General features: G+C 70.9%; 17 protein-coding genes and 1 riboswitch. Of the genes, 13 read left to right on the top strand and 4 right to left on the bottom strand.

The window, feature by feature from the left end; genetic code table 11:
• The first annotated feature begins 110 nt into the window (after positions 1 to 110).
• Both AB0I18_RS31230 and AB0I18_RS31225 read left to right on the top strand, forming a co-directional pair.
• Positions 111 to 758: an XRE family transcriptional regulator gene (locus AB0I18_RS31230; RefSeq protein ID WP_363108981.1), complete on the top strand. Its 648-nt coding sequence runs from the start codon at positions 111 to 113 to the stop codon at positions 756 to 758.
• Positions 755 to 880 carry a DUF6126 family protein gene (locus tag AB0I18_RS31225; protein WP_363108980.1) on the top strand — a complete coding sequence of 42 codons (126 nt, stop codon included), beginning with the start codon at positions 755 to 757 and terminating at the stop codon, positions 878 to 880. Before AB0I18_RS31230 ends, AB0I18_RS31225 begins: the two co-directional genes overlap by 4 nt.
• 23 nt (positions 881 to 903) lie before the next feature.
• Here the strand turns inward: AB0I18_RS31225 and AB0I18_RS31220 are convergent, their stop codons facing one another.
• On the bottom strand, positions 904 to 1,701 hold the full coding sequence (locus AB0I18_RS31220; RefSeq protein WP_363108979.1) for a tyrosine-protein phosphatase: 798 nt from the start codon (positions 1,699 to 1,701) through the stop codon (positions 904 to 906).
• A gap of 168 nt (positions 1,702 to 1,869) precedes the next feature.
• Here AB0I18_RS31220 and AB0I18_RS31215 point away from each other — a divergent pair, with 168 nt between their 5' ends.
• From AB0I18_RS31215 to AB0I18_RS31200, 4 genes are all read left to right on the top strand, one after another.
• Positions 1,870 to 3,951, top strand: coding sequence for an alpha-galactosidase (locus AB0I18_RS31215; protein WP_363108978.1), 2,082 nt, complete (start codon positions 1,870 to 1,872; stop codon positions 3,949 to 3,951).
• A 295-nt stretch (positions 3,952 to 4,246) separates the two neighbouring features.
• Positions 4,247 to 4,412, top strand: a riboswitch (cyclic di-AMP (ydaO/yuaA leader).
• 3 nt (positions 4,413 to 4,415) lie between these two features.
• The gene (locus AB0I18_RS31210; RefSeq protein WP_363108977.1) at positions 4,416 to 5,360 is read left to right on the top strand and encodes a LysM peptidoglycan-binding domain-containing M23 family metallopeptidase; all 945 of its coding nucleotides are present in this window, start codon (positions 4,416 to 4,418) and stop codon (positions 5,358 to 5,360) included.
• A 253-nt stretch (positions 5,361 to 5,613) separates the two neighbouring features.
• Positions 5,614 to 6,330, top strand: coding sequence for a DUF6250 domain-containing protein (locus tag AB0I18_RS31205; RefSeq protein ID WP_363108976.1), 717 nt, complete (start codon positions 5,614 to 5,616; stop codon positions 6,328 to 6,330).
• A gap of 144 nt (positions 6,331 to 6,474) precedes the next feature.
• Positions 6,475 to 7,260 (top strand): SGNH/GDSL hydrolase family protein, encoded by a 786-nt coding sequence (locus tag AB0I18_RS31200; protein ID WP_363108975.1) that lies wholly within the window; start codon positions 6,475 to 6,477, stop codon positions 7,258 to 7,260.
• 136 nt (positions 7,261 to 7,396) lie between these two features.
• Here AB0I18_RS31200 and AB0I18_RS31195 read toward each other — a convergent pair whose 3' ends face one another.
• Together AB0I18_RS31195 and AB0I18_RS31190 are read right to left on the bottom strand one after the other, a co-directional pair.
• Positions 7,397 to 8,017 (bottom strand): TetR family transcriptional regulator C-terminal domain-containing protein, encoded by a 621-nt coding sequence (locus AB0I18_RS31195; RefSeq protein WP_363108974.1) that lies wholly within the window; start codon positions 8,015 to 8,017, stop codon positions 7,397 to 7,399.
• A 68-nt stretch (positions 8,018 to 8,085) separates the two neighbouring features.
• Positions 8,086 to 9,264 carry a Glu/Leu/Phe/Val dehydrogenase dimerization domain-containing protein gene (locus AB0I18_RS31190; RefSeq protein ID WP_363108973.1) on the bottom strand — a complete coding sequence of 393 codons (1,179 nt, stop codon included), beginning with the start codon at positions 9,262 to 9,264 and terminating at the stop codon, positions 8,086 to 8,088.
• Positions 9,265 to 9,514: 250 nt separating this feature from the next.
• On the opposite strand from AB0I18_RS31190, the gene AB0I18_RS31185 reads away from it, so the two are divergent.
• The 6 genes from AB0I18_RS31185 to AB0I18_RS31160 all read left to right on the top strand — a co-directional run bounded on the left by AB0I18_RS31185 (position 9,515) and on the right by AB0I18_RS31160 (position 15,317).
• Positions 9,515 to 10,723, top strand: a complete 1,209-nt coding sequence (locus AB0I18_RS31185; RefSeq protein WP_363108972.1) for an MBL fold metallo-hydrolase — start codon at positions 9,515 to 9,517, stop codon at positions 10,721 to 10,723.
• A 363-nt stretch (positions 10,724 to 11,086) separates the two neighbouring features.
• Positions 11,087 to 13,270: an ATP-binding protein gene (locus AB0I18_RS31180; RefSeq protein WP_363108971.1), complete on the top strand. Its 2,184-nt coding sequence runs from the start codon at positions 11,087 to 11,089 to the stop codon at positions 13,268 to 13,270.
• A gap of 71 nt (positions 13,271 to 13,341) precedes the next feature.
• A complete protein-coding gene (locus tag AB0I18_RS31175; protein WP_363108970.1) occupies positions 13,342 to 13,776 on the top strand; it encodes a roadblock/LC7 domain-containing protein in 435 nt (144 codons plus the stop codon).
• A gap of 2 nt (positions 13,777 to 13,778) precedes the next feature.
• Positions 13,779 to 14,150: a DUF742 domain-containing protein gene (locus AB0I18_RS31170; RefSeq protein WP_363109008.1), complete on the top strand. Its 372-nt coding sequence runs from the start codon at positions 13,779 to 13,781 to the stop codon at positions 14,148 to 14,150.
• Entirely contained in the window at positions 14,128 to 14,727 is a 600-nt protein-coding gene (locus AB0I18_RS31165; RefSeq protein ID WP_363108969.1) for an ATP/GTP-binding protein, read from the top strand. Before AB0I18_RS31170 ends, AB0I18_RS31165 begins: the two co-directional genes overlap by 23 nt.
• Entirely contained in the window at positions 14,724 to 15,317 is a 594-nt protein-coding gene (locus tag AB0I18_RS31160; protein ID WP_363108968.1) for a GAF domain-containing protein, read from the top strand. The genes AB0I18_RS31165 and AB0I18_RS31160 overlap by 4 nt, the downstream gene beginning before the upstream one ends.
• A gap of 30 nt (positions 15,318 to 15,347) precedes the next feature.
• On the opposite strand, the gene AB0I18_RS31155 is transcribed toward AB0I18_RS31160, so the two are convergent.
• Entirely contained in the window at positions 15,348 to 17,231 is a 1,884-nt protein-coding gene (locus AB0I18_RS31155; protein ID WP_363108967.1) for a DUF2264 domain-containing protein, read from the bottom strand.
• Between the two features lie 337 nt (positions 17,232 to 17,568).
• On the opposite strand from AB0I18_RS31155, the gene tdh reads away from it, so the two are divergent.
• A complete protein-coding gene (tdh, locus tag AB0I18_RS31150; protein WP_363108966.1) occupies positions 17,569 to 18,597 on the top strand; it encodes an L-threonine 3-dehydrogenase in 1,029 nt (342 codons plus the stop codon).
• The last annotated feature ends 36 nt before the right edge of the window (positions 18,598 to 18,633 follow it).

The raw sequence follows: 18,633 nt of genomic DNA, 5'->3' as shown, positions 1-18,633 counted from the left end.
CGTCACCGGAGACCGGAGACCAGAGGCACCGGGATACCGGGGGCCAGGGAGTTTTTGCCTGAGAGGCAAGAAGTTTGCCGCTCAGGCAAACCTCTGGCTGAATCGAAGGCATGAACCCTTCCAAGGGTACGAGCCCTTCAGGGGGTACGAGCCCTTCCGAGCCCGGGGTGGTCGACGCGCTGCCCGCGGTCGCACCCCAACTGCGCGCCCTGCGCCGCCGTGCCTCCCTCACCCTGGAGGCCGCGGCCGGCGCCGCCGGGCTCTCGGCCGCGCACCTCTCCCGCCTGGAGACCGGGCAGCGCCAGCCGTCGCTGCCGATGCTGCTCGCGCTGGCCCGGATCTACGGCACGACGGTCTCGGAGCTGCTCGGCGAGACCGTCGCCGACCGGGACGCCGTCGTACGCGCCGCCGACATGGAGCCCACGCAGGCCGGCGGCTGGACGTACTGGCAGGCCGGCGCGGCAGGGCGTGGCATGCAGTCCCTGCGCGTGCACGTGCCGTACGGCGCGCAGGGCGACATTGTGCGGGTCCACCCCGGGGAGGAGTGGCTGTACGTCCTTGAGGGGCGGCTGCGACTGCGCCTCGGGGACACCGCACACGTCCTAGCACCCGGTGACAGCGCGCACTTCGACTCATTGACCCCGCACCGGATCGCCGCCGCGGACCGGGCCGGGGCCGAGCTCCTCTTCGTACACACCCTGCTGCAGAGCCCCACGGCCGCGCTGTGCCTCGGCCCGACCCCCGGAGGGACCCCATGAGAGACATGGAAGAGAAGTTCCCGCGCGGCCTGTGGGTACGGCTCATCGTCTATGTGGCCGTCGGACACATCTTCGCGGCCTTCGTCTACCTGTTGTTCTCGCTCGGAGCCCAGGGGCAGTAGGCGGGCCTCGGGTGCCGGCCCGGTCAGTCCAGGAAGCGCTCCCGCAGCCGCTCCCGGGTCTCGGCGGTCACACCGAGGGCCTGCTCCAGGTACGCGTCGACGCCGCCCCAGGTCTCCTCGATCGTGTCGAAGGCCGCCGCCAGGTACTCGGCGCGCGCGTCGAAGAGCGGGCTGAGCAGCTCCATCACCTCCGGCGAGTACGCGGCGGCCGAGGAGCTGCTGCGGTGGACCTTGTAGCGGCGGTGCGCCGCGTTCGACTCCAGGTAGTCCGCCTCGATGGCCTCGCGCTCGACGCCGAGGGCGAGGAGCGTCACGGCTATGGAGAGGCCGGCGCGGTCCTTGCCCGCGGCACAGTGCATCAGCGCCGGGGCACTGTCCTCGGCCAGCGAGTGCAGCACCTGGGAGTGCTCGGCGGTGCGCTCCTTGATGATCGAGCGGTAGGAAGTGATCATCCGGTCGGCGCCCTTGCCGTTCGCGAGGATCGAGCGCAACTGGTCCAGGTCGCCGTCGCGGACCATGGTCCAGAACTCGGCGCCGTGCGCCGGGTCGGTCAGCGGCAGATTCACGTTCCGCACGCCCGGCAGCTCGACGTCGGGCCCCTCCAGCTTCTGGTCCGCGGCATTGCGGAAGTCGAAGATCGTGTGCAGACCGAGGGAGGTGAGGAACGCGGCGTCCTCCTCCGTCGCGTGCGCGAGGTGGCCGCTGCGGAACAGCCGCCCGTACGCCACCCGTCGGCCGTCCACCGTCGGCAGGCCGCCCACATCTCGGAAGTTGCGCACTCCAGCCAGTTCGGGCTCGGTCGACGGGACCTGCTGCGTCACGGGGCTCCTCCAGTTCGACCGCCGACGCGGCTCGTCGGCGAGGTGCGCTCTCGACGATACGACATGGGTTCGTAGGCCATTGAGTTGTCCACAGGCGGTGCCCACGAGGGACGTAGGTCATGATGGTGTTCGTACTTGAGCGTGCCTGTTCGGATATGTGAGGGCTTGATGGTGGAGATCGGCGCAGACGGTCGTACGTGGCTTCTTTCGGGACCCACGAGTAGTTACGCCCTGCGGCTCGGCGCGGACGACGAGCTGCTGCATCTGCACTGGGGTCCGAGGATCGCCCTTGCCGACGCCGAGGCACTCGCGGCGCGCCCCGGGCCGGAGTACTGGCCCTTCGAGTCGCCGCTCGACGGCCACGAGGAGTACCCCGTCGAGGGCGGCCCGCGTTTCGTGCGGCCCGCGCTGTCCGTCCGTACGGAGGAGCGGCGCGGCACGGAGTGGCGCTTCGAGGCGTACGAGGCCGAGGGCGACGAGCTGCGGCTGCGGTTCTCCGACTCCGGGCTCGGCATCACGCTGCACTACCGGATGCGGGCCGCGAGCGATGTCGTCGAGCGGTGGGTGACGCTCTCCAACGAAGGGCCCGCCCTGGAGGTCCTGCGCGCCGACTCCGCGACCTGGACGCTGCCGCACCGCGACAACTGGCGGCTCTCCCAGCTGCACGGGCGGTGGGCGGCGGAGTCCCGGCTCGTGCGCTCCGACCTCACCTACGGTGAGAAGCTCATCGGCAGCAGGCGCGGTCACACCGGGCACCAGCACCTGCCGTGGGTCGCGCTGGACGTCGAGGGCGCGGCGACCGAGGAGCACGGCGAGGTCTACGGCTGCGCCCTCGCCTGGTCCGGGTCCTGGCGCATCGCCGTGGCCCACCTCCCGGACGCGCGCGTGCAGATCACCGGCGGGGCCGGATACGACGACTCGGGGCTGCTGCGGCTGGAGCCGGGGGAGAGCTTCGTCACGCCCGTCTTCGCGGGACTGTGGAGCGACGGCGGCTTCGGCGGGGCGAGCCGAGCCTGGCACGCGTACCAGCGCGCGTACGTGATCCCGGACGCCGACCAGGACCGGCCCGTGCTCTACAACTCCTGGGAGGCCACCGAGTTCGACATCTCCGAGGAGCAGCAGCGGGCGCTCGCGCGGCGGGCCGCCGCGATGGGAGTGGAGCTGTTCGTCGTCGACGACGGCTGGTTCGGGGCGCGGACCAGCGACCGGGCCGGACTAGGCGACTGGACGCCCAACCCGGACCGCTTCCCGGCCGGGCTCAAGCCGCTCGCCGACGACGTACACGCCCTGGGGATGCGGTTCGGCATCTGGGTCGAGCCCGAGATGGTCAACCCGGACAGCGAGCTGTACCGCGCGCATCCCGACTGGGTGCAGTTCCAGCCGGGACGAAAGAGGACGGAGCTGCGCAATCAGCTCGTCCTGAACCTCGCTCGCGAAGATGTCCAGGAGTACCTGTGGAAGCAGCTCGACACGCTGCTCTCCAGTGCACCCATCGACTACGTGAAGTGGGACTTCAACCGCTGCTTCACGGACGCCGGATGGCCGGGCGAGCCGTACCCGCAGAAGCTCTGGGTTGACCACGTGGACGCCTTGTACGGCCTGTTGGACCGGCTGCGGGCGGCCCATCCTGGAGTGGCCTTCGAGTCCTGCTCGGGCGGTGGCGGCCGGATCGACCTCGGCGTCATGGCGCGTACGGACCAGGTGTGGACCTCCGACAACACCGACCCGCTCGACCGGCTCGCCATCCAGTACGGTTTCAGCCAGGTGCACCCGGCCCGGGTCATGGCCGCCTGGGTCACCGACAGTCCCAACGTCCAGCTCAACGGGCGCGTCAGCTCGCTGCGCTTCCGCTTCGTGAGTGCGATGGCCGGAGTGCTCGGGGTGGGCGGCGACCTGACCGAGTGGAGCGACGAGGAGCTGGCCGAGGCACGGACGTGGGTGGAGCTCTACAAGGAGATCCGGCCCGTCGTGCAGCGCGGTGACCTCCACCGGCTGCGGGCGCCCGAGGGCGGGCTCAGCGCCGTGCAGTACGTCCTCGGCGGCGAGGCCGTCGTCCTCGCCTGGCTCCAGGCCCAGCACTACGGTGAGCCGGTCGCGCCGGTGCGACTGCGGGGCCTCGACCCGGCGGCGGAGTACGAATGCCTCGAAACGGGTGAAGTCCACCGGGGTTCGGTGCTGTTGCATCACGGGCTGCGGACCGGGCTGCGCGGGGACCTTGATGCGGTAGTCATCCGCCTGCGCCGTATGTGACTGTTGTGTCCTTATTGGAGCCTTCGTTCCAACTCGCTCTGGAACGAAGGCTCCTGGGGTTGCGGCGCGTGAGCAGCGTCATATTGATGACGGTCCGCTGTCGCCATGTTCACGTAATTCACCCGTGTTTCCAGGGATTTAAGAAATGGTCGCGATCTGCCATTTACGCAGGGTGACTGACATTTCGGGCATGGATCAAGAGAACGGTGCGCACAGGAAACACCAAAGGTTGTCCCTGCCTCCACGGGTCGCTTACGTTCGCCACCAATCCGGACGGACGCCCAATCCTGCCGCCGCCCGGAATCCGCTCACCCACCCGAAACGGCAGGAGCGGGGGACCCACAGGTAAGACGCCTGTTCCGGTCTCCGGAACGGCTAGGGGTTAAGCCGTGCGAAAGCGCGGCCGGGCATCTCCAGCTCGCACCCGACAGCTCACCCCGCAGGCGCCGGAGAGGAAATTCGTCATGCCCGCGAAGGGTAAGCACCGCCGTCCCAAGTCCCAGCGTTTCACCCGCTCCATCGCCGTCGCCGGAACCGGTGGCGCCGCACTCGCCCTGCCGCTGCTGGGGGCGACCGGTGCGAACGCCGCGACTTCGCAGTCCGCCGCCGACTCCGTTGCGAATACCTCGAATGTCCTGAGCCGGTCCACTGTTTCGGACAAGGCCGCCGAAGCCGCGCCGATCGCCGCCGAGAAGAAGGCCGCCGAGAAGAAGGCGACGACCAAGACGTATGCGGTCCGGGCGGGTGACTACCTCTCGAAGATCGCCGACGAGCAGGATGTCAACGGCGGCTGGAAGAAGCTGTACGAGGACAACCGCACGACGATCGGCGGCGACCCGGGACTCATCCACCCGGGCCTGAAGCTGACGATCGGCGGGAAGGCCGCGGCTGACACCAGCTCCGGTTCCCGTGCCGATTCCGGCTCCGGCTCTGCCAAGGCCCCCCAGCCGTCCGCGAAGAAGCCGACCACGACCACCAAGGCCGCGGACACCGCCAGTGCCTCCGGGTTCGCCCTGCCGGTCGCGGGTGCGTCCGTCGGGACCCCGTACAAGATGTCCGGCAGCATGTGGTCCAGCGGCTACCACACCGGTGTCGACTTCTCCGTCCCGACCGGCACCTCGCTCAAGTCCGTGGGCGCCGGCACGGTCGTCTCGGCCGGCTGGGGCGGTGCGTACGGCAACCAGGTCGTCATCAAGCTCAACGACGGCTTCTACGCCCAGTACGCCCACCTGTCCTCCCTCTCCGTGTCGGCCGGGCAGACCGTGACCGGGGGCCAGCAGGTCGGCCTCTCGGGCGCGACCGGCAACGTCACGGGACCGCACCTGCACTTCGAGATCCGCACCACGCCGGACTACGGCTCGGACGTGGACCCGATGGCGTACCTCCGCTCGAAGGGCGTCTCCGTCTGACGCCCCGCTCGCCACGCGCGGGCCGGACCAACCGGCTCGTCTCCGAAGGCCGGACCCCACGATCCCCGGGGTCCGGCCTCCGGCGTTCGCGGGAACGATCGGGACGCGGGCGTGCCGCGGGCGGCCGAGCTGAACCGCGATCGACGTATTGCGGGCGTGTGGCGTGGCGGCGCGAGGTCTCGACAGGAGCGGGGCAGTGGGGACAGAGTGATCTCCGCAAGCGCTTTCTATGGGTCTTCGGAGGAGCCGCTTCATGACGACCACACGCAGAGCATTCGGAGCCCTGGCGGCCGGTGCCGCCCTCGTGGCACTCGCCCCCGCCCAAGGGGCGAGCGCGGCGGCCCGCCACGGCCGGGGGTGGCTCATCGCCCGTGACGACTTCCGGCACGGCCTCGGCCAGTGGGCGACCGAACTGCAGGACGGCGGCAGCGTCACCGCCTCCCGGGGCGTCCTGGAGATCGACGTGCCCAGCGGGGCGACGGTCTGGTTCAAGCGCCGGCTGCGGGGGCCGTACGTCATCGAGTACACCGCCACGCCGGTCTCCGCGGGCGGGGCGAACGACCGGGTGTCCGACCTCAACAACTTCTGGAACGCCACCGACGTGCGTTCCCCCGGCGACCTGTTCGCGACGGAACGCGGCGGGGCGCTCCCCGAGTACGACTACCTCAAGACGTACTACTCCGGGTACGGCGCGAACTACAACACGACCACGCGGCTGCGCCGTTACGTGGGCGAGGCGGGCGTGCGACCGCTGGTCCTCGACTACACGGAGCCGCTGCTCACGGCCAACGAGCCCCATCGCGTCCGGATCGTCTCGAACGGTTCGACGGTCCAGTGGTGGAACAACGGCAGGCTCGTCTTCGACTACGTGGACCCGGAGCCCTACACGAGCGGGCACTTCGCGTTCCGGACCGTCTGGAGCCATTTCAGGATCACGGACTTCCGGGTGTGGCGGGGCAACGACTCCTGATGAGGCCTTATTCCGGGGTTGACCAACACTTGACGAGTGGCTTATCTCACCGCGCGTCAACCCTTTCCTACGGTCGCGTAGCTCACAACCGAAGGGGAATCATGGGCCGATGTGGCAGACGATTCGAAGTATGACAACACATCAGTGATCGGGTCGTACGTAGCGGTGGGGGACAGCTTCACCGAAGGCGTCGGCGACCCCGGCCCCGACGGGGCGCTGGTCGGCTGGGCGGACCGGTTCGCGGTGCTTCTCGCGGACCGGCGGCCCGAGGGCGACTTCGGCTACACCAACCTCGCCGTCCGCGGGAAACTGCTCGACCAGATCGTCGAGGACCAACTGCGGCGGGCCAAGGAGCTCTCGCCGGATCTGGTCTCCTTCTGCGCGGGCGGCAACGACATCCTCCGGCCGGGCACCGACCCCGACGAGGTCGCGGAGCGCTTCGAACGTGCCGTCGTGGAGCTCACGTCGGCCGTCGGCACGGTGCTCGTGACCACCGGCTTCGACACCCGTGGCATCCCCGTGCTCAAGCACCTGCGCGGCAAGATCGCCACGTACAACGGGCATGTACGGGCCATCGCCGACCGGTACGGCTGTCCCGTCCTCGACCTGTGGTCCCTCAGGACCATCCAGGACCGGCGGGCCTGGGACGGCGACCGGCTCCACCTGTCGCCCGAAGGGCATACCCGGGTCGCCCTGCGCGCGGGCCAGGTCATCGGCCTGGAGGTGCCGGCGGACCCGGACCAGCCGTGGCCTCCGCTGCCGCCCCGCGGCACCCTCGAGGTGCGGCGGGACGACATCCACTGGGCGCGCGAGTATCTGGTGCCGTGGATCGGGCGGCGGCTGCGCGGGGAGTCGTCCGGGGACCGTGTGGTGGCGAAGGGGAGCCTGTCGCCCGACGACATCAAGATGCGGATCGACTGGGTGGCCTGAGAGGCCGAGGGCCTGAAAGCCGGCCGCTTGAAGGTCTGAGGGATGGCCGGGCAGGGCTCGACCGATGGCGTCGAGCCCTGCCCGGTCGCCCTTCACCTGTGAGGTCGCGGTACCTCGCATCGAGTGCGAGGTGTCGTCACGTGCCCGGGGTCGTCAACGCTTCGCGCTCCAGCCCCAGTTCGCGGGCGAGCGCCTCGTCCACCCACTCCTGGGTCCGGGCGCGCGACACCGCGCCCGGGTACGCCGTCATCTGGACGGCGAGCCCGTCCAGCAGGGCGGTGAGGCGCAGCGCGCTGCCGGTGGGGTCGGGGCAGTGGAACTCACCCGCGGCGACGCCCTCCGCGATGACCTCGATGATCGCGGCCTTCCACTCGCGGTCGAGGTCACGGGTGACCTCGTGCAGCGTCGGCTCGCGCAGAGCCGCCGCCCAGCCCTCGATCCACAGCCGCCAGCCCTTGGCCTGCCCGGTCGGCGCGTACCAGCGGACGGCCGCCCGCAGCCGGCGCAGTGCCGTCGTCCGGCGCCCGAGCAGCTTGCGCAGATGGGCGAGGTCGTCCTCGGCCGCGTACGTGAACGCGGCGGCGACCAGTTTCTCCTTCGTCGAGAAGTGGTAGAGCACCAGCGCGTTGCTCACCCCGAGGGCGGCCGCCACATCGGCGATCCGCACCGCGGACACACCGCGCTGCTGGATCTGTTCGATGGCGGACCGCAGCAACTCCTCGCGCCGCTCCGCCACGCTCAACCGCACTCTCGCCACCGGGCAACCCTATGGTGTCGCCGTGGGTGACACCGGCGGAGGGCCGCTTTCCCCTCCGTCGAGGTCTGTCACCGATACCATCCGAACCGCTCGGCGATCACCGGCAGCCGGTCCGCGACGATCGCGTGGGCGGCGGCCCGCGGGGTCGTCCCGTCGGCCTCCGCGCGCGTGAGCATCCGGTCGATCAGGGCGCGCATCGAGCGCCGTGTGTACGCGAACGCCTCGTCCGCGTCGGCCCCGATGTCGCCGAACAGCGTCCACCACCACCAGGCGTTGGTCCCGGAGTTGACCACGACGTCCGGCAGGACGGTGACTCCGCGCGCGGCGAGCAGCTCCTCCGCCTCGGGAAGTACGGGCATGTTGGCGGCCTCGACGATCCAGCGGGCCGTGATCCGGTCCTGGTTGGCGGTGTCGATCGCGTACGAGACCGCCGCCGGCACCAGCACCTCCGCCTCGGTGGCGAGCCAGGCGTCGCCGGGCAGTTCGCGGTCGGCCGGGCGCAGCGCCGCGCGGTCGACCGTCCCGTACGCGTCCCGGGCCGCGAGCAGCGCGTCGACGTCGAGTCCTCCGGGGGCGGCGATGGTGCCCTTCACGTCGGCGACGGCCACCACGGTGAGCCCCGCGCGCGAGAGGAACCTGGCCGTGGCCCCGCCCATGGTGCCCAGACCCTGCACGGCGACCCGCGTTCCCGCGTATGCCACCCCGGCCCGGTCCAGGGCGGCGAGCACCGATTCGGCGACCCCGCAGCCGCCGACCAGCTCGTCGAGTCCGATGCCATCCACGTCGACCGCGAACGCGTCCGCCAGCCGCCGCCGGGCCGCCGTCTCGTCGTCGAGCAGCGGATACACGGCCTGGATGGACGAGACGAGCCCCGCCTCGGCCGCGGCCCGGTCCACGAGGTCCTGGGTGAGGCCGAGATCCTCGCCGGTGGTCCAGAACGCCTCGATGTACGGGCGCATGGCGCGCAGATAGCGCACGAGAAGGCCGTACGCCGCCGGGTCCCGGGGGTCGCAGTCGATGCCGCCCTTCGCGCCGCCGAGCGGGATGTAGCGGCCCTCGGGGTTGTAGTGCAGCGCCTCTTTCATGGTCATACCGCGCGCGAGCCCGGCGACCTCGTCCAGCGTGCAGCCCGCCCGCATCCGCAGCCCGCCGCTGGACACACCGCGCACCAGCCGGTCGACGACCAGGTGCCCCTGGCGGCCGGTGACGTGATCGGTCCAGGTGAGCGTCATCAGGGGGGCGGTCATGAGGTCTCCACAAGCGAGAGTTACTGAATGATCAGTCAGTATTGGGAGCTGGTGGAGACTCTGTCAACGCGCTGACGGATCACTGAACAGATCACTCAACGGATCACTGAACGAATCCTCGGCGGAGCCCGGTCCGTCCACGGTGGACCCGGTGGTTCCGGCGCGGACACCGCGTTGTCATACACCCGACCCAACGCTGTCAGAGGCGACACCCATAATGGGATGACCGAACGAATCCACTGGAGGTGCCGTGACCGGTTCCCGTTCTCTGAGCTCCGGGCTCCGCGCGCTGCAGCCCGCTGCCTTCGGCGCCGATCCCACCGGTGAGCGCATGGAGCGTATCCGCAGATCACCGAACTTCGCGGGCGGCGTCTTCCAGAATCCGCCGGGCACCCCCCGGCCCGAGGGCGCCATGCGCGACTTCGCGAAAGGCTTCTTCCGGAAGGAAGAGCGCGTCCTGCGCGCCCCGGCCGGCCCGATCCCGGTGCACGCCACGACGCTCGCCGACCTCGCCAAGCCCCCGGCCCACGGGCTGCGGCTGACATGGATGGGGCACTCCAGTGTGCTCGCCGAGATCGACGGGCACCGCGTGCTCTTCGATCCCGTCTGGGGTGAGCGCTGTTCCCCGGTCGCCTTCGCCGGTCCCAAGCGGCTGCACCCGGTGCCCCTGCCTCTGGAGGCGCTCGGCCCGGTCGACGTGGTCGTCATCTCGCACGACCACTACGACCACCTGGACCTGCCCACGATCAAGGCCCTGGCCGGTACGGACACGGTGTTCGCGGTGCCTCTCGGCGTCGGCGCCCACCTGGAGCACTGGGGCGTCTCGGCGGACCGGCTGCGCGAGCTGGACTGGCACGAGACGACGAAGGTCGGCGGAATCTCCCTGACCGCCACCCCGGCCCGCCACTTCTGCGGCCGCGGACTGCGCAACACGCAGCACACGCTCTGGGCGTCCTGGGCGGTGGCAGGTGACGAGCACCGGATCTACCACAGTGGCGACACCGGCTACTTCGAGGGTTTCAAGGACATCGGCGCCGAGCACGGCCCCTTCGACGCCACGATGATCCAGATCGGCGCGTACAGCGAGTTCTGGCCCGACATCCACATGACGCCCGAGGAGGGCATGCGCGCCCACCTGGGCCTCCAGGGCGGCCGGCCCAGCGGTGTGATGCTGCCGATCCACTGGGCGACGTTCAACCTGGCGACGCACCCGTGGGCCGAGCCCGGCGAGGGGACCGTCGCCGCCGCCCACGCGGTCGGCGCGCGGGTCGCGCTGCCCCGGCCCGGCGAGCCCTTCGAGCCCACGGCCGAGACCGTCCCGTCCGAGCCCTGGTGGCGCGGTGTGGCCGTCGAGCCGGCCGGTGGCTGGCCCGTACCGGCCGCCGTGGAGACAGTGCGTGACGCACCGGGTGACAGCACGGAGGACAGCGGAGACCCGCAGACCGTCCCGGCGGGGTGATTCGAAGCCCCCTGAAGGCGCGCGAAGGTGTTCGGCGAGGGCCGAGGAGCAGCCTGCTCCTCGGCCCTCGCCGTTTTTTGCTGACCGCTTCTGACCAGGTCTGATCGGCTCGACGGCCCGTAGGAACACGAGTGCGAGCGACTTATCGGTCTGTCGTACGAACGCTCATACCAGAGCGGGACGTCGACCGCCGGACTTTGTGAACTGCCCACCACGCGTGAGACGCACGCGACTACTGTGAGTGTCCGTAGGGCGACGCAGGGCCGGATCGTCGGCTCTCTCGACCGGCGCAGCGACGGCGCATGTCCGAGTCGCAGACCGCGGGAGCCCCCACGGCCCCGATACCCCAGTACGAGGACGTCGATGTCTCACCTTCGCGCACCGGCCGCACGCGCAGACCGCCGCGAGGGCGGGCGGCACGGGCGACCGGTCGCCCGTGCCGCCCCCTCGCTGCCCGAGACCCACATACGACCCCAGCTCCTCCGACTCGCGCTCCTGCCGCCCGTCGCGGTGGCCCTCAGCGCCAGCGCCGCCCTGCTCTTCGCCGTCCGCACGACCGCCGTCCCGCTGGGCCCCACCTTCTGGATCGTCCTCGGCGGGGCCGTCGGGGTGGCCCTCGCGGGCATCGTGATCGCCTCCGTGGCCGCCGACCGCGCCGCCAAGTCGATCAGCGACCGCATCGGCGCCCTGCGCCGCACCAGCGCCCGCGGCCAGGCCGACCTGCTCACCCTCGTCGAGGCGCTGCGCCGCGGTGACGGACCGCCCGCACGCCGTCCGCGCAGCCAACCCACCCCGGACGCCGACGACTTCGACCTGCTCGCCGACGACCTGGCACGCGCCCACGACGGCGCCGTCGGCGCGGTCGTCCAGGCCTCCCAGCTCTCCAGCCACACGGGCAACGAGCAGAAGGTCGAGGTCTTCGTCAACCTGGCCCGGCGGCTGCAGTCCCTCGTGCACCGCGAGATCTCGATCCTCGACGAGCTGGAGAACGAGATCGAGGACCCGGACCTGCTCAAGGGCCTCTTCCACGTCGACCACCTCGCCACCCGCATCCGGCGCCACGCCGAGAACCTCGCCGTGCTCGGCGGCGCCGTCTCACGGCGGCAGTGGAGCAACCCGGTCTCCATGACCGAGGTACTGCGCTCCGCCATCGCCGAGGTCGAACAGTACTCGCGGGTCAAACTCGTACCGCCGATCGACGGCACCGTGCGGGGCCACGCCGTCGCCGACGTCATCCATCTGCTGGCCGAACTCGTCGAGAACGCCACGGTGTTCTCGGCCCCGCACACCCAGGTTCTGCTGCGGGCCAACGTCGTCACCTCGGGGCTCGCCGTCGAGGTCGAGGACCGCGGGCTCGGCATGCCCCTGACCGAGCAGCACAAGATGAACGCCCTGCTCGCCGACCCGGACCAGGTGAACGTCGCGAGCCTGTTGCAGGACGGCCGCATCGGGCTGTTCGTGGTCTCGCAGCTCGCGCGACGGCACGGCATCGCCGTCCGGCTGCAGACCAACATCTACGGCGGCGTCCAGGCCGTGCTCGTCGTGCCGCAGGCGCTGCTCGGCGCCGAGGAGGAGCAGCAGGCGAGGGCGGGACAGCTGCGCCGGGTGCCGCAGGAGGGTGCTTCGGCGCAAGGGGCGCCGGTCCAGGGCGTTCCGGTACCGGGTGCTCCGGCCCGCGGGGCGGTGACCCGGGGGACCTTGGCCCATGGCGCTTCGGCCCCTGGTGCCACCGGCCATGGTCCTTCGACACAGGGCACTGGGGTGTCTCATGGCATGTCAGCACACAGCACGTCCACACACAGCACGTCCCCACACACCATGTCGGCATACGACACCTCCCTGCACGGCACTCCGGGCCATGACATGCCGGCCCATGGCTCTCGGGGGCACGGGACACCGGCTCACGGGACACCGGTCCCCGCGCAGGGAGTTGTGCGGAGCGCCGCCGTCGACGTACCGCGTCTGCCGTGGCAGGGGGCCGAAGCGACGCCGTCGCACGGCGTACCCATCGGGTCGTCGGCCGTGAACGGCAACGCTGGTCCGGCCCCACTTCCGATGCGCGGGGCCGGGACGCGGTCCAATCCGGCGGAGGCCGTGCCCGGCATCCACCCTGACGACCGGCGGATCGTCATGGAGAACCTGGCCACGCCGCCCGCTCCGCGCAGCGGCACGGTGCGCGGCACCATGGGCAAGCCCCAACTGCCCAAACGGCGGGCCCAGGAGCACATCGTGCCCGAACTGCGCGGCGGACCGGCCCCGCGCCAGGACTCCGAGATCCACGTCGGTCACGACCCCGGCCTGATGGCGGCGTTCCAGCGCGGCATCGGGCTCGCCGAAGCCCAGTTCGCCGAGGCCCAGTACCGGGACACGGGATACCCGGACCCGGTGCCCACGGAGGCGGCCCACATGGACGGCACGCCCATAGGCGAAACGCACACAGCGCACACAGCGCAGGAAGCGTCCGAGGCGCACGCCGGGCGCGAGACGGCGCCCGCGCCCGGTCACGATCTCATCGCCCGGCACGACGGGAGCACGCCGGCCGGATGAACCACGCCACCCCCATCCCGACACCCCCCTCCGCTCCCGCAGACCTTCGTACTTCAAGGAGTCGATCCCCCATGGCGAGCGATGTGCCGACCGGCCATGCATCCGATCTCGACTGGCTGATGAGCGGCCTGGTGCAGCGCGTACCGCACACCAGAAGCGCGGTACTGCTCTCCTGCGACGGCCTCGTGAAGTCCGTGCACGGCCTCGATCCCGACAGCGCCGACCACATGGCGGCCCTGGCCTCCGGGCTCTACTCCCTGGGACGCAGCGCGGGCGTCCGCTTCGGGGACGGCGGAGAGGTGCGCCAGGTCGTCGTCGAACTGGACTCCACACTGCTGTTCGTGTCCACCGCCGGCTCCGGCACCTGCCTGGCCGTGCTCGCCGGCCGGGAGGCCGACGCGGCCGTGCTCGGCTACGAGATGGCGATGCTGGTCAAGAGCGTCCGCCCGTACCTGATGACCGCGCCTAGGCAGTCCGCCGTAGAACCGTCTGCGATGAGGCCTTGAGCGTGGCCGCGGCCGGCGACGGGCCCTGGCTCGACGACGCGGCCGGGCGGCTGGTGCGTCCCTACCAGGTCAGCAACGGCCGGACCCGGCCGAGCACCGCGCTCGACCTGCTGTCCCAGGTGATGGCCACCGGAGCCACCCCCCTCGGCTACCTCGGCCCCGAGCACAGCCAGGCACTCGAACTGTGCCGGGACCCCGTCTCGGTCGCCGAGGTCGCCGCGCATCTGAAGCTGCCGGCAGCGGTGACCAAGGTGCTGCTGTCCGACCTCGTCGACTGCGGGGCGCTCTCCACGAAGCCCCCGACGTTCCACCACAACCCCACTGACCGGTCTCTTCTGGAGGCAGTGCTCGATGGACTACGACGACAGCTCTGACCCCTTCCCCACCGCACTGAAGATCCTGGTGGCGGGAGGTTTCGGGGCGGGCAAGACCACCTTCGTCGGCGCGGTGAGCGAGATCGCGCCGCTCAGCACGGAAGAACTTCTCACCACGGTCAGCGCCGCGACCGACAACCTCGACGGCATCGAGAACAAGGTCGAGACGACCGTCGCGATGGACTTCGGGCGTATCACCCTCGACCCGGAACACGTGCTGTACCTGTTCGGCACCCCCGGGCAGGAACGGTTCTGGTTCATGTGGGACGAGCTCTCCGAGGGCGCGCTCGGCGCGGTCATCCTCGCCGACACCCGCCGCCTGGAGGACTGCTTCGCCGCCGTCGACTTCTTCGAGCAGCGCGGCCTGCAGTTCATCGTCGCCGTCAACGAGTTCGACGGCGCCTACCGCTACGACCCGGACGAGGTGCGGTCGGCCATCGACCTCGACCCGGACATCCCCGTCGTGTGCTGCGACGCCCGGATCTCCAGCTCAGGAGTGCAGACCCTGCTGACCCTCGTCCGCCACCTGCTCGCCCACGCGCCGTCGCACGCCCCCAGCCATGGAGCCCACACATGAGGTACGACCCGCCGCACCCGGCAGGTCGGCTGCTGCTCACCCCCGAGGACAGGGACGCTCCCGCCCGGACGCGACGGCTGCGCGGGCTCGGTCTCGGCGAGTGCGCGGAGCCGGCCCTCGACGCCTTCGCGGACCGGCTCGCCGAGCTCGCCGGAGTGCCGTACGCGATGGTCAACTTCATCGACGAGGACCGGCAGTTCTTCGCGGGCCTGCACACCCCGTACGGCGGTGTCCCGGCCGACCTGCCGACCGTGGTGCGTACGGACCAGGGGGACGGCACCGAACATCGGATCGGCCGCTATATGGCCCGCGACCACGGCTTCTGCCCCCATGTGGTGGTCCGGCGCAAGGCACTGGTCCTGGAGGACGTCCGCGACTACCCCCGCTTCGCAGGCAACCCGGTCGTCGACGAGTTCGGCATCCGCTCCTATCTGGGCGCGCCGCTCATCGACCGCACGGGCATCGGGCTCGGCACGGTGGCCGTCGCCGACGTCGAACCCCGGCCGTGGGGGAGGGCGGGCCTGGACACCATCAAGTCGATGGCGGCGGAACTGGTCGAGCAGATCGAGCTGCGGGAGGGCGGGTTCTGATGGCCCTCATGGTCCTCATCCAGATGGTCGTCATACAGAGACGCTGTCCCCTTCCGGGAAGGTGATCCGGACCTCGTCTCCCTCGACCTCGCAGGACATCGACTCCCGCAACACCTGGGGGTGCACGGCGTCCCGTGTCAGCGCCAGCAGCGTGACGTACACACCGCTGCCGCCCGGCCGGCCGGCCGCGCACCGCAGGTACGGCGTCGCCGAGTGCGGGCCGAAGGCGTTGGCCTCGACCTCGCGCGCGATGCCCGTGTCGTCGTCCCAGCCGTGCAGCGCGACGACCACGCTGGTCAGCCCGTTCTCGGTGCGGGCCAGCGCCCAGCCGTGGCCCCGCTCGGCGGTGGGCCGGGTGCCGGCCGCGACCGCGTAACCGCCCTCCCGGACCGTCACGCCGGAAGGGGAGTGGACTCGATGCACCCGGATCTCCCACGGACCGCGCAGCACACTTGTCGTCTCGATGGGGAACTCCTCGTCGCTGCCGGGCAGTCGGGCGACATGACGCGAGGCCGCCGTTCGCCCGGAGCAGCTCAGCGGAACGATCGTGCGCCGGCGCGAGGCCGTGCCGTCCGGTGTCACCAGCGCGATGTGCCCGTCGACGGTCCGCTCCCAGGCATGTGCACCCGCATCGGGCGCGGTCGCCGTCGAGTAGCCGAACTTCGCGTAGTGCGGATCGTCCTCGGCCGGTTCCGCCGGGGACTGGTGGGCGCTTCCGTGATTGACCAGGCGGACGATGCCGTCGTGCTTCGTGCCGTGCAGCAGCCAGCCCGGGGCGGGGAGGGCCGTGTACTGGTCGGACTCCTCGACGGGGAGCGGCAGTTCGCGTGCCGTCCACACCGGGTGCTCCGGAGGCAGCAGCAGGCCCAGGAAGCCCATGCTCGCCCAGTACGGTGACGCGGGCCCCGAGTACGGCTGGGTCATCGGCAGGAACGTTTCGTACCAGCCGAGCGGCAGCAGTCCCCGCTCGTCGGGCACCCCGCGCTCCACGAAGTGCCGCACCGTTCCGGAGGCCAGCCGCCGGGTGAGGCCCGGGGCCAGCGGCGTACCGCCCGCGAGGGCGCCCAGCCACACCGGGGCGGTGGTGGCGAAACGGTACGTCAGGGAGCGGCCGTGGTGCACGGGTGCGCCGTCCGCGCCGAAGAACCGCGGGTAGTCGGCCAGGAACCGGGCGAGCCGCTCCCGGTAGACCTGGCCGCGCCCGCCGCCCCCGCCGCCGGTGATCCGGCTCCACAGCAACGGGTACAGGTGCATCGCCCAGCCGTTGTAGTAGTCGAAGTTCCGGCCGTCGCCGTCGCTGTACCAGCCGTCGCCGACGTACCAGTCCTCGATGCGGTCGAGGCCGGCGTCGATGTCGTCCTGCCGGTACGGAGCGCCGACCGAGGCCAGGAACTGCTCCGCCACCACCTGGTGGAGGCGCCCGTGGTTGTCCAGGGTGCGGCGGCCCACGAAGCCCCACAGCCAGTCCACGATCCGCTCCCGCGCCTCGGTGTCCAGGCGGTCCCAGATCCAGGGGCGTGTCTCGTGCAGTGCGACGGCGATCGAGGCCGCCTCGGCCATCTGCTGGGAGCAGTCGGTGAGTTCGGGCCAGGCTTCGCCGCTGTCGCGGTCGGTGCCCGTTGTCAGTCCTCGCGCGTAGCGTTCTACGAGACGGGGATCGACCTCGCCGTCCGCCCCGGCGATCCGGAAGGAGGCCAGCAGAAATGACCGCGCGAACCCCTCGAGGCCGTCCGACACCACACCCGACGAGGAGGTCCGGCCCGGCAGCCGGTACTGCGCCAGGCCCGGCGTCGCGTACGGGACCAGCGCCGCCAACTGCCGGTCGGCGAGCGCCTCCCAGTGGGCCCGCGTCCAGCCGGTGCGCGGCGACAGGACGTGATCGGTGGGCGGCAGGGCCAGGTGGGGTGCGGGCATGACGGGATTCCGACTCCTCGGTTGCCGGGTGAGCTTCCAGGTCTTCTCTGAGGAGGGATACGGCTGGTTGCCTCAGATAGATCAATTGACGCCGATTCACACGCCGCGGGACTTTTCGAGAGGGGGGCGGAGCCGCTGACGGTTCTGCGGGAATGAGATGGGGCGTGAGGTAGCGCGTGAGGTGGGGCGTGAAGCAAAGCTGCGGCGGTGCTTAAGAAAACCTCGATGGACCCGGGGCGCCGCCGTACGGCAGATTGCTACGCGATTCCACTCCTCTTCCCGGTGCGGGCTTCCTTCGGCATGCCTTCGCTCCGGGCCCTCGTATTCAGGAGCCGCGTTGAAGGCACTGGTCAAGGAGAAGGCCGAGCCGGGTCTGCGGCTCATGGACGTCCCGGAGCCGGCCGTCGGCCCCGGCGACGTACTGATCAAGGTTCTCAGGACCGGGATCTGCGGCACCGACCTGCACATCCGCAACTGGGACGGCTGGGCGCGGCAGGCGATCAGGACTCCGCTCGTGGTCGGCCACGAGTTCGTCGGCGAGGTCGTCGAGACGGGCCGTGACATCGGGGACATCGCCGTGGGCGACCGGGTCAGCGGTGAGGGCCACCTGGTGTGCGGGAAGTGCCGCAACTGCCAGGCCGGGCGGCGCCATCTGTGCCGTGCCACGGTGGGCCTCGGCGTCGGCCGTGACGGCGCGTTCGCCGAGTACGTCGCGCTGCCCGCGTCCAACGTGTGGGTGCACCGCGTCCCCGTCGACCTCGACGTTGCCGCGATCTTCGACCCGTTCGGCAACGCCGTGCACACCGCGCTGTCCTTCCCCCTGGTCGGCGAGGACGTACTGATCACGGGTGCGGGCCCGATCGGCCTGATGGCCGCCGCGGTCGCCAGACACGCCGGCGCCCGGCACGTCGTCGTCACCGATGTCAGCGAGGACCGCCTGGAACTGGCCCGCAAGGTCGGCGTCAGCCTCGCGCTCAACGTCGCCGAATCGACCATCGCGGACGGACAGCGGGCCCTCGGACTGCGCGAGGGCTTCGACGTCGGCCTGGAGATGTCGGGCAGCCCCGTCGCGATGCGCGACATGCTCGCCAACATGACCCACGGCGGCAGGATCGCCATGCTCGGGCTGCCGTCCGACGAGTTCGCCGTCGACTGGTCCCGGATCGTCACCTCCATGATCACCATCAAGGGCGTCTACGGCCGCGAGATGTTCGAGACCTGGTACGCGATGTCGGTCCTCCTCGAAGGCGGCCTCGACCTCGCCCCCGTGATCACCGGCCGCTACGACCACCGCGACTTCGAGTCCGCCTTCGCCGACGCGGCGAGCGGCCGAGGCGGCAAGGTCATCCTCGACTGGGCTTCGTAAGGAACCCGGACTCTCCGGACCCTCCGGCCCCCCCCG

It is taken from the genome of Streptomyces sp. NPDC050704 (assembly GCF_040654355.1).
In the GTDB taxonomy this organism is placed as follows: domain Bacteria; phylum Actinomycetota; class Actinomycetes; order Streptomycetales; family Streptomycetaceae; genus Streptomyces.
This window is presented reverse-complemented; position numbering and strand designations above follow the sequence as displayed.

Coding starts and splice junctions, on each gene's coding strand:
- AB0I18_RS31215 (WP_363108978.1), top strand. CDS start 1,870: ATGGTGGAGATCGGCGCAGACGGTCGTACGTGGCTTCTTTCGGGACCC.
- AB0I18_RS31175 (WP_363108970.1), top strand. CDS start 13,342: ATGGCGAGCGATGTGCCGACCGGCCATGCATCCGATCTCGACTGGCTG.
- AB0I18_RS31205 (WP_363108976.1), top strand. CDS start 5,614: ATGACGACCACACGCAGAGCATTCGGAGCCCTGGCGGCCGGTGCCGCC.
- AB0I18_RS31155 (WP_363108967.1), bottom strand. CDS start 17,231: ATGCCCGCACCCCACCTGGCCCTGCCGCCCACCGATCACGTCCTGTCG.
- AB0I18_RS31190 (WP_363108973.1), bottom strand. CDS start 9,264: ATGACCGCCCCCCTGATGACGCTCACCTGGACCGATCACGTCACCGGC.
- AB0I18_RS31160 (WP_363108968.1), top strand. CDS start 14,724: ATGAGGTACGACCCGCCGCACCCGGCAGGTCGGCTGCTGCTCACCCCC.
- AB0I18_RS31165 (WP_363108969.1), top strand. CDS start 14,128: ATGGACTACGACGACAGCTCTGACCCCTTCCCCACCGCACTGAAGATC.
- AB0I18_RS31230 (WP_363108981.1), top strand. CDS start 111: ATGAACCCTTCCAAGGGTACGAGCCCTTCAGGGGGTACGAGCCCTTCC.
- AB0I18_RS31225 (WP_363108980.1), top strand. CDS start 755: ATGAGAGACATGGAAGAGAAGTTCCCGCGCGGCCTGTGGGTACGGCTC.
- AB0I18_RS31210 (WP_363108977.1), top strand. CDS start 4,416: ATGCCCGCGAAGGGTAAGCACCGCCGTCCCAAGTCCCAGCGTTTCACC.
- AB0I18_RS31180 (WP_363108971.1), top strand. CDS start 11,087: ATGTCTCACCTTCGCGCACCGGCCGCACGCGCAGACCGCCGCGAGGGC.